Source organism: Ectobacillus sp. (assembly GCF_056992975.1).
Map to the genome: position 1 here is coordinate 1 of NZ_JBXKMX010000115.1, position 9631 is coordinate 9631.

General features: G+C 39.8%; 10 protein-coding genes and 2 tRNA genes. 3 read left to right on the forward strand and 9 right to left on the reverse strand.

Going from position 1 to position 9631, the window contains the following annotated elements; all coding sequences use genetic code 11:
• Nucleotides 1-204 precede the first annotated feature (204 nt).
• Both groL and groES read right to left on the reverse strand, forming a co-directional pair.
• On the reverse strand, nucleotides 205-1836 hold the full coding sequence (gene groL, locus AC11ZT_RS05890) for a chaperonin GroEL (RefSeq protein ID WP_484058714.1): 1632 nt from the start codon (nucleotides 1834-1836) through the stop codon (nucleotides 205-207).
• 41 nt (nucleotides 1837-1877) lie between these two features.
• Nucleotides 1878-2162: a co-chaperone GroES gene (gene groES, locus AC11ZT_RS05895; RefSeq protein ID WP_379971489.1), complete on the reverse strand. Its 285-nt coding sequence runs from the start codon at nucleotides 2160-2162 to the stop codon at nucleotides 1878-1880.
• A gap of 346 nt (nucleotides 2163-2508) precedes the next feature.
• On the opposite strand from groES, the gene AC11ZT_RS05900 reads away from it, so the two are divergent.
• Together AC11ZT_RS05900 and AC11ZT_RS05905 are read left to right on the forward strand one after the other, a co-directional pair.
• Nucleotides 2509-3237, forward strand: coding sequence for a lysostaphin resistance A-like protein (locus AC11ZT_RS05900; RefSeq protein ID WP_484058715.1), 729 nt, complete (start codon nucleotides 2509-2511; stop codon nucleotides 3235-3237).
• A gap of 2 nt (nucleotides 3238-3239) precedes the next feature.
• Complete coding sequence (locus AC11ZT_RS05905; RefSeq protein WP_484058716.1) at nucleotides 3240-3434, forward strand: YdiK family protein; 195 nt, start codon at nucleotides 3240-3242, stop codon at nucleotides 3432-3434.
• A gap of 78 nt (nucleotides 3435-3512) precedes the next feature.
• Here the strand turns inward: AC11ZT_RS05905 and AC11ZT_RS05910 are convergent, their stop codons facing one another.
• Entirely contained in the window at nucleotides 3513-4139 is a 627-nt protein-coding gene (locus tag AC11ZT_RS05910; protein WP_484058717.1) for a redox-sensing transcriptional repressor Rex, read from the reverse strand.
• A 219-nt stretch (nucleotides 4140-4358) separates the two neighbouring features.
• Here AC11ZT_RS05910 and AC11ZT_RS05915 point away from each other — a divergent pair, with 219 nt between their 5' ends.
• Complete coding sequence (locus tag AC11ZT_RS05915; protein ID WP_484058718.1) at nucleotides 4359-6278, forward strand: ABC-F family ATP-binding cassette domain-containing protein; 1920 nt, start codon at nucleotides 4359-4361, stop codon at nucleotides 6276-6278.
• A 278-nt stretch (nucleotides 6279-6556) separates the two neighbouring features.
• Here the strand turns inward: AC11ZT_RS05915 and tsaD are convergent, their stop codons facing one another.
• From tsaD to AC11ZT_RS05945, 6 genes are all read right to left on the reverse strand, one after another.
• Nucleotides 6557-7573: a tRNA (adenosine(37)-N6)-threonylcarbamoyltransferase complex transferase subunit TsaD gene (gene tsaD, locus AC11ZT_RS05920; RefSeq protein ID WP_484058719.1), complete on the reverse strand. Its 1017-nt coding sequence runs from the start codon at nucleotides 7571-7573 to the stop codon at nucleotides 6557-6559.
• A complete protein-coding gene (rimI, locus tag AC11ZT_RS05925) occupies nucleotides 7573-8022 on the reverse strand; it encodes a ribosomal protein S18-alanine N-acetyltransferase (protein ID WP_484058720.1) in 450 nt (149 codons plus the stop codon). Before rimI ends, tsaD begins: the two co-directional genes overlap by 1 nt.
• Nucleotides 8023-8033: 11 nt before the next feature.
• On the reverse strand, nucleotides 8034-8723 hold the full coding sequence (gene tsaB, locus AC11ZT_RS05930) for a tRNA (adenosine(37)-N6)-threonylcarbamoyltransferase complex dimerization subunit type 1 TsaB (RefSeq protein ID WP_484058721.1): 690 nt from the start codon (nucleotides 8721-8723) through the stop codon (nucleotides 8034-8036).
• A complete protein-coding gene (gene tsaE, locus AC11ZT_RS05935) occupies nucleotides 8704-9177 on the reverse strand; it encodes a tRNA (adenosine(37)-N6)-threonylcarbamoyltransferase complex ATPase subunit type 1 TsaE (RefSeq protein ID WP_484058722.1) in 474 nt (157 codons plus the stop codon). Before tsaE ends, tsaB begins: the two co-directional genes overlap by 20 nt.
• A gap of 299 nt (nucleotides 9178-9476) precedes the next feature.
• Nucleotides 9477-9553, reverse strand: a tRNA-Asp gene (locus AC11ZT_RS05940).
• A gap of 3 nt (nucleotides 9554-9556) precedes the next feature.
• Nucleotides 9557-9630: transfer RNA gene (locus tag AC11ZT_RS05945), tRNA-Met, on the reverse strand.
• Nucleotide 9631 lies beyond the last annotated feature (1 nt).

The following is a 9631-nucleotide window of genomic DNA, read 5'->3' on the forward strand; positions in this document are numbered from 1 at the left end:
TTTGGGACATACCGATGACGAAACGACAACCCAAGTATATTTGCACATCACCAAAGATTGTAAAAAAAGAGGCTTCCCAAAAGTTCAAAGAACTCATGAAAAACCTCTGATTTTTTACATATTTTAAGGTTTCGACATCAAAACGGCATCAAAAATGAAGTAAATTCTTTCTAAATCCTTTTAAATCAAAGGTTTAGAGTTAGATTACATCATGCCGCCCATTCCACCCATGCCGCCCATGTCAGGCATTGCAGGAGCGCCAGCTGGTTCTGGTTTGTCAGCTACAACTGCTTCAGTTGTTAAGAACATAGCTGCAACAGATGCTGCGTTTTGAAGAGCAGAACGTGTAACCTTAGTAGGATCCACGATACCAGCTTCAAGCATGTTTACCCATTCGCCAGTAGCAGCGTTGAAGCCTCTGCCTACTGCTTCGTTTTTCAAGCGTTCTACAACTACAGAGCCTTCAAGACCTGCATTGATTGCGATTTGACGAACTGGTTCTTCTAATGCACGAAGAACGATGTTCACGCCTGTTGCTTCGTCGCCAACTGCATCGATAGAAGCTACTTTCGTGTAAATGTTCATTAATGCAGTACCACCACCGGCTACGATACCTTCTTCAACAGCAGCACGTGTAGAGTTTAATGCATCTTCAATGCGAAGTTTGCGTTCTTTTAATTCTGTTTCAGTAGCAGCTCCTACTTTGATTACTGCTACGCCGCCAGCTAATTTTGCAAGGCGTTCTTGTAATTTTTCACGGTCGAATTCAGAAGTTGTTTCTTCTAATTGAGCGCGGATTTGACCGATACGAGCATCGATTTGATCAGAGCTTCCTGATCCTTCTACGATCGTTGTGTTTTCTTTTGTTACTACGATTTTCGCAGCTTTACCAAGAGATTCAACAGTTGCAGATTTAAGGTCGCGACCTAGTTCTTCTGTAATTACTTCGCCGCCAGTTAAGATAGCGATATCTTCTAGCATTGCTTTACGACGATCACCAAAGCCTGGAGCTTTAACAGCTACAACATTGAATGTACCACGAAGTTTGTTTACAACAAGTGTAGCTAATGCTTCGCCTTCTACGTCTTCAGCAATGATTAATAGAGGACGACCTTGTTGTACCACTTGTTCTAACACAGGAAGGATTTCTTGAATGTTAGTAACCTTTTTATCTGTAATAAGGATGTATGCATTGTCAAGTACTGCTTCCATCTTATCAGAGTCTGTAATCATGTAAGGAGATGCATATCCACGATCGAATTGCATACCTTCTACTACGTCAAGTTCAGTAGTGAAGCCTTTTGATTCTTCAAGCGTAATTACGCCGTCGTTACCAACGCGTTCCATTGCTTCTGCAATCAATTCGCCCACTTCTGCATCAGCAGATGAAATCGCAGCAACTTGTGCGATTGAAGCTTTGCCTTCGATTGGCTTAGAAATTACTTTTAATTCTCCAATAGCAGTTGTTACTGCTTTTTCGATACCTTTGCGAATGCCCATAGGGTTTGCACCGGCAGTAACGTTCTTTAAGCCTTCACGAATCATTGCTTGCGCAAGAACCGTTGCAGTTGTCGTACCGTCACCAGCTACATCGTTTGTTTTGCTAGCTACTTCAGCAACCAATTTTGCACCCATGTTTTCAAATGCATCTTCTAATTCGATTTCCTTTGCGATTGTTACACCGTCATTTGTAATAAGCGGAGAACCGAATTTCTTTTCTAATACTACGTTACGTCCCTTAGGTCCAAGCGTAACTTTTACTGCGTTTGCAAGAGTATCTACACCGCGAAGCATTGCACGACGTGCTTCTTCACTAAATTTAATATCTTTTGCCATTTTTACGTACCTCCCTATTTTTTAAAAATAAGATGTATAAATTAACCGATTACAGCTAAAATGTCGCTTTCGCGTAAAATTAAGTATTCTGCACCTTCGTATTTAACTTCTGTACCACTATATTTTGAGAAGATAATACGATCACCTACAGCTACTTCCAAAGCTACAGTCGCTCCGTTTTCAAGCACTCGACCTGTTCCAACTGCTACAATCTTGCCTTCTTGTGGCTTTTCTTTTGCAGAGTCTGGTAACACAATACCACTAGCAGTTTTTTCTTCTGCTTCAACAAGTTCAATTACTACGCGATCACCTAATGGCTTTAGCATGAAAATAACCTCCTCAATTCATATGTAAGTTTTCTTTTTATTAGCACTCATCTCAATTGAGTGCTAACACACCTTTTATAATAATGAATCTCTATTTCTTTTGCAAGTATAAACCATAAATTTTCGTAACTTTTCCCACATAATCCCATAATAACCATCTCATACTGGAACAGTATACCCACTTCTTCTGAAAACATTCTTTCAGTAATTCTTATAAAATTGTATGATACAATAAAGTGAAACTGCGCTCGTTTGTTTGAAAAAGGACCACTTAGTTCTTTTCTCTCTTAAATGTGGATTTCCTTTTTTACGCATGTAAATTTATATAGAAAAGGAGACATGACAATTGAATACTAAATATTGGTGGATTATTATCACATATATTGTCATGCAAATTTCCAGTTTAGTTGGCGTTCCTCTTTTATTAAAAACTGGATTATATGTTACTTATACTAGGAATATGCAAATTGAAATGGCTTCCGCGCACTGGGCAATTATTAGCTTCGTAGTCGCTCTCATTATCACCTTACTGCTGCTCCGACATGACGATGATCCACTAGCTCGTGGGAAGATGGGACTTATGTACACGATTATTTGGATGTTTCTTGGTGTATTTCTGGCCATGTTTGCTCAGGCAATTGCAGCAACCATCGAAATGCGTCTATTAGGAATTAACCCCGGCTCTGAGAATACACAAAGGCTCGTAGATATAGCTAAAGTTGCTCCTCTATTCATATTAGTTACATCTATTTTCGGTCCGATTCTTGAAGAAATTGTGTTTCGAAAGATTTTCTTTGGTTCCCTTTATAAGCGTTTTAATTTTTTTGTTGCCGCCATTATAAGCTCGCTCATATTTGCAACGGTTCACTTCGATTTTAGTCATATCTTGATTTACACATCTATGGGTATTGTTTTTTCCTTTTTGTACGTACATACGAAGCGGATTATAGTTCCCATTGTTGCACATGTAATGATGAATACAATCGTGATTTTGGTAAACCTAGGATTAAGTAACAATATGGATAAAATCATGCGACAAGCTGAAAATTTGCACACAATTATTGGAGGATTTTAAAAATGCGTAGAAATTCACCTATGCTTATGGCAACTCTATATTTAATACTAGGCGCTATTTTCACGTATTTAGCTGTAACAAGCGTGGAAACTACGATATGGAACATTTACACACTCTTGCTAATTCTTATGGCCACCTTCGATTTCGGCTTTGCTATTCGCCTCATTATCGTTAAATGGAAAGCAAGGAACCATTAAGCAGCAGGGATTAAAAAATGGACCACAATCTGGTCCATTTTTTATCTTTCGCATTTCTTATGTAAGTGAATTTTTTCACTATCTCGGATAATGTTTTAGAAAATAAACGAGTGTTTGTAATTCGACTGATAAATCAATATGATGAATGCGAATATGTTCTGGCACATTAATACGTGCTGGTGTAAAATTTAAGATTCCTTCTATGCCCGTGTGTGACAATCGATCTGCAACAGACTGTGCTACAGCTGCCGGTACTGTTAATATGGCTACCTTTACATCCCCCATCCGTTGTTCCATTTCACTGAGATGGTAGACTGGAACTTCTCCTATAAACTGTCCGACCTTCTTTTCATCTACATCAAAAGCCATTTCGATTTTTGTGTTATTATTTTTCATGAAATTATAGTGTAAGAAAGCGGTTCCTAAATTTCCAACGCCAATTAATGCTACTTGAATTAAATCATCTTGATCAAGGGTTTGGCTGAAAAATGATAATAAATAGTTTACATTGTAACCATACCCTTTTTTACCTAGTGCTCCAAAGTAAGAAAAATCTCTGCGAATGGTAGCCGAATCAACTTTTACGGCTTCACTGAGCTCTGCTGAGGAAACACGTTGTTTTCCTGAAAGTGATAAGTTTTTAATAAAACGATAATACAAGGGTAGTCGTTTCGCAGTTGCCTGCGGAATTTTAGGCTGATCCATCATATCCCCCTTCTCTTTCCAATTTCTGTTTATCCCATAGGGAAATTTGACCTTTATTAACAGGAATGTACGTTGAAAGTTTATTGGTGTAAAGCTTTCCTTGTATAATAGAAAGAGACCATTGTCTCCTTATTAAACTATACACCATTTCTAATAGTGTTGAAAAACATTAGTTTTTTATAAATATACAGTAGACTAACTAATTTGAGGTGAAACACGTTGATTTTATTACAGGTAAACGGATTGACAAAGCTTTTTGGGGCTGATGTCATTTTATCCAATATAAAACTAGAAGTACAATCCCGTGAACGCGTTGCACTCGTAGGGCGTAACGGCGCAGGTAAATCAACTTTACTACGTATTATTGCAGGTGAAATGTCGTATGAATCAGGCGACATTATTAAACCAAAAGACGTTTCCATTGGTTACTTAGCACAAAATACCGGCTTAGAAACCTCATTAACGATTGGCGAAGAAATGCTCTCCGTATTTCGAGAACTGCAAGAAATGGAGCGCGACCTACGAAATATGGAGCAGGAAATGGGAAAAGAAGAAGTATTCAGTAATGAAACTCGTTATGAAAAGGTTCTAGCGGAGTACGATAGACTCCAACAATTATATAGTGATCAAGGTGGCTATCAATACGAAGCCGATATTCGCTCTGTTCTCAGCGGATTAGGTTTTCCCGTCGAAACGCACAAGATGCAAATTTCAATGCTAAGCGGTGGTCAGAAAACACGCCTTGCACTTGGGAAGCTGTTGCTTACAAAGCCTGATCTACTCATTCTAGATGAACCAACCAATCATTTGGATATCGAAACCCTTACATGGCTAGAACAATATTTACAAAGTTATTCAGGTGCCATCCTCATCGTATCGCATGACCGATACTTTTTAGATCGCATCGTAACCCAAGTATATGAAATATCTAATACACAAAGCAAACGCTTTACCGGAAACTATAGTAAATATTTAGAGCAAAAGGCCGAGTGGTATGAGCAAGAAATGAAGCGCTACGAAAAGCAGCAAGACGAGGTTGCAAAGCTACAAGACTTTGTGCAGCGTAACATCGCAAGAGCATCTACCACAAAACGTGCGCAAAGTCGGCGTAAACAATTAGAACGCATGGAGCTCATGACGCGGCCAGCTGATGATGAAAAATCCGCTTCCTTTCATTTTGAAATCGAACGTCAAAGTGGAAATGATGTGCTGCACGTACAAGATGTAGCTGTCGGATATGAAGGAAACCCGATTATTACTCATGTAAATATGCACCTATCACGTGGTGACAGTGTCGCCCTTGTCGGTCCAAACGGCATAGGGAAATCAACCTTATTAAAAGCTATGGTTCATCAGTTAGACTTTCTAAAAGGTTCTATTACCTTTGGCTCTAATGTCACAATTGGTTACTATGATCAGCAGCAAGCTATTCTCACTTCTTCCAAGCGCGTATTAAATGAGCTATGGGACGAGTTTCCTTTGCAGCCTGAAAAAGAAATACGAACCATTCTCGGAAATTTTCTCTTCTCTGGAGATGACGTGTTAAAAATCGTTTCTTCTCTAAGCGGCGGCGAAAAAGCTCGCCTTGCTCTAGCAAAGCTTATGATGCAAAAATGTAACGTATTAATATTGGACGAGCCGACTAACCATCTAGACATAAGTAGTAAGGAAATTCTAGAAAATGCCTTGATTCATTTCCCAGGAACCATTCTTTTCGTTTCTCATGATCGGTACTTTATTAATAGAGTTGCTTCCAAGGTAATAGAATTAGCACCATCTGGTACAACTGAGTATTTGGGCGATTACGATTATTATATAGAGAAAAAAGCAGAAACATTAGAAATTGCTCGTCTGAAAGAAGAGGACTTGGAAATTGTACTCGATGAACCAACTGAAAAACGAACCTATCAAGAAGACAAAGAGAAAAAAAAGCAGGATCGTCAGCGTGCTCGTAAGCTTGAGGAAATAGAAGAAACCATTATGCTGCTAGAAGAACAGATTGCTGCCTATGAAGAAGAGCTTTGCTCACCTGAAGTGTTCCAAGACTATGAAAAAGTACAAAGCATACACAAAGAAAAAGAAGCCTCTGAATCAAAGCTTGAATCTCTTATGGCGCAATGGGAAGAACTGCAAAGTTAATAAATATAGTCGCTTTCACTATCCACATGTGGATAGTAAAACGTACTTCACAAAAAAGGAGTAGAGGAATGAGCATTTTGCTCTTCTTCTACTCCTTTTTACACACTATCCACAGAGATATACACATATGCACGTTGATATTCCGCATTTTCCTAAAAGTTACGCACATTACCCACAGTTATATCCACAGTTATCCACAAAGATATACACAATTTCATCGTACTTAGTCACAAACTTTCCACCGATTTATTCACAGCCTTTACTTTAGACTGTGGATATTATCGCTCAATTGGCAACCCAGGATTCGCATTCAACGCTAATGTCGAACGCTTTCCTTGTTGATAAAGAATCGTTCCTGCTGCTCCTATCATTGCTGCATTGTCTGTACACAAAGACAAAGGTGGAATGATAAGCTCTATTTCATTTTGTTCCAGAAACGCCTGTTCTAGTGCACCGCGAAGTCCCTTATTTGCAGCAACCCCGCCAGCTAATAGCACTTGCTTTACCTTATATTGCTCTGCTGCGCGCACTGTTTTCGTTACTAATACGTCAATAACGCTTGCTTGAAAGCTAGCAGCCAAATCTTCGGGTACAATCGTTTCTCCGCGCTGGCTTGCATTATGCACAGTGTTAATAACTGCCGATTTCAATCCGCTAAAGCTAAAGTCATATGAGTCATGCTCTAGCCATGCCCGCGGCAAATCAATCGTCGGCTTTCCCTGCGCCGCTAAGCGATCAATATGCGGACCACCGGGATACGGAAATGATAATGTCCGTGCTACTTTATCATAAGCTTCTCCCGCTGCATCATCTCTTGTTTCGCCAATTACTTCAAATGAGCCATGCTCTTTCATATAAACAAGTTCAGTATGACCACCAGACACAACAAGAGCTAGTAATGGAAATTGCATTTCCTTAATCAATCGATTTGCATAGATGTGTCCAGCAATATGATGCACACCGATTAAAGGAATCTGATGAGCAAAAGAAATCGCCTTTGCAGCATGTACACCTACAAGCAATGCCCCTACTAATCCTGGCCCCTCTGTTACCGCAACGGCATCAAGATCAGCAAAAGTAAGATTGGCCTGTGTTAACGCCTCTTCGATTACAATTGTAATTTGTTCGACATGATGGCGAGATGCAATCTCTGGAACTACGCCTCCAAAACGCTTATGGCTTTCAATTTGAGATGCGACCACATTCGAAATAATTTCTCGTCCGTTTTTTATAATTGCTGCTGCCGTTTCATCGCAGCTTGATTCGATAGCTAATAGTAGTGTTTCTTTCTCCATTATAAATTCACCCACATTACGAGAGCATCCTCGTAGTTATCTGTATAGTATCCTTTCCGAATACCACCATTTAAAAACCCAAGCTTCCGATAAAGTCCTTGCGCGGTATTATTTGATACACGCACTTCAAGAGACATCGTCTTGCCTCCTTTTAACCGTGCATTTTCCATAACAAAGCGTAGCAAAGCCTCTCCGAGTTTCCGACCTCTATACAAAGGCAATATCGCTATGTTTGTTATATTTGCCTCATCTAAAATAAGCCACATCCCGCAATAGCCTACTACCCGACCGCCCTCTTCTATGACAGTGTAGACCGCATACTCGTTCATCGTTAATTCTCGGATAAACGCATCCTCAGTCCAAGGAATTGCAAAAGATGCGTGCTCAATTTCTAATACTTGCTTTATATCGCTTAATTGCATGTCTCGAAACGTTATGAATGTGTCCATTGCCTATTCCTCTACTTCTTTTGGTTTGCTAGCCATTTCGCTTCCGCCTCTGCTAGACGCAAATAGTTTGGCACAAAGGTGTGTACATCCTCCGCAGTAGCATCTGCTCCCATCATCGCTAATAACCCTGGTCTCGGATGATTGATCATTGCATTTGCATAAACCGCCTGATCACCTAATTCCTGCTGTATAGCTGCTTGATGAATAGCAACGTCTTGGCCTATAAACAAAATAGGCTGCTCATATTGTTTTACGACCTCCAACCAATCAGGTAGAAGGATAATACGGTCCTCCTCTTGTACGTGTAAGCCATTTTCATATCGGTACAAGCCTGTAAAAACCTGTTGACGACGCGCATCAAACAAAGGACATATGTATCCGTTAAAATGCTCTCCATTAATCGCTAACGCTGCTAGGCTTGAAATACCTGATAGCGGAATTTGCAATGACCATGCCAGTGTTTTCGCTACAGTAACACCAATACGAAGACCTGTATACGAACCAGGTCCTGCTGCTACTACAATTTTCTCTAATTCAGTACTCTTTACATTGCACATTGTTAATAGCTGCTCGATAGCAGGCATTAGACGTACGGAATGATTGTTCTTTGTATTGGTAATGATTTCTCCCAAAACATTCGATCCATCTATTAATCCTACTCCCATTACTTGATTAGAAGTATCAATCGCTAAAACTTTCATTTTGCAAAAGCTCCTTACATAGTCTAATATACCGTTCTCCTACTGGCTCTAGCACAATCCTGCGCTTCTGCTCTTCCTCATGATACAATCTTATACGCAGCATTTGTTCAGGAAGAAACGCTTGAATAAAATGAGCCCATTCAACTACGGTAACACCTGGTCCATAAAAATAGTCATCCCATCCTAAATCTTCTTCACTTTCTTCTAATCGATACACGTCCATATGATATAACGGAATACGCCCTTCGTATTCTTTTATAATGGTAAAAGTAGGACTATTTACTACGCGCTTTACTCCTAATCCTTTTGCAAGGCCTTGTGTAAAGGTTGTTTTCCCTGCTCCTAAATCACCTTCTAAAGTAAGAACATCTCCTTCCATTGCTAGACGACCGAGCTTTTCAGCTAAACCTTTCGTCTCTTCTGGGGATGATGTGATAATTTCGTGTATTGGCATTATTGTCACCAACCTCATTTTATCTTCTAGTATAGCCTAATCCTTATAATCTGAACGATTTACACTGCTTTCATGATTATTATACTAACTTTCTGTAGACTTTGCAGATGTATAATGATGATAAATAACTTGATTCTAACACTGTTGTTTGTACTAAGCTTACCTACTCTTTTTTAAACTAAAATTTCGAAGGATCTTTTTTATGTAGTTTAAGAAGCAGTGGTTTGATCTTTTGTTGCTATGTTTATACAAAAAAAGACCTTAGGACTGTATCCTAAGGATCGTTGTTTGTATTTAAATGGCGGTCCGGACGGGACTCGAACCCGCGACCTCCTGCGTGACAGGCAGGCATTCTAACCAGCTGAACTACCGGACCAGATTGCGGGGACAGGATTTGAACCTGCGACCTTCGGGTTATGAGCCCGACGAGCTACCGGACTGCTCCACCCCGCGA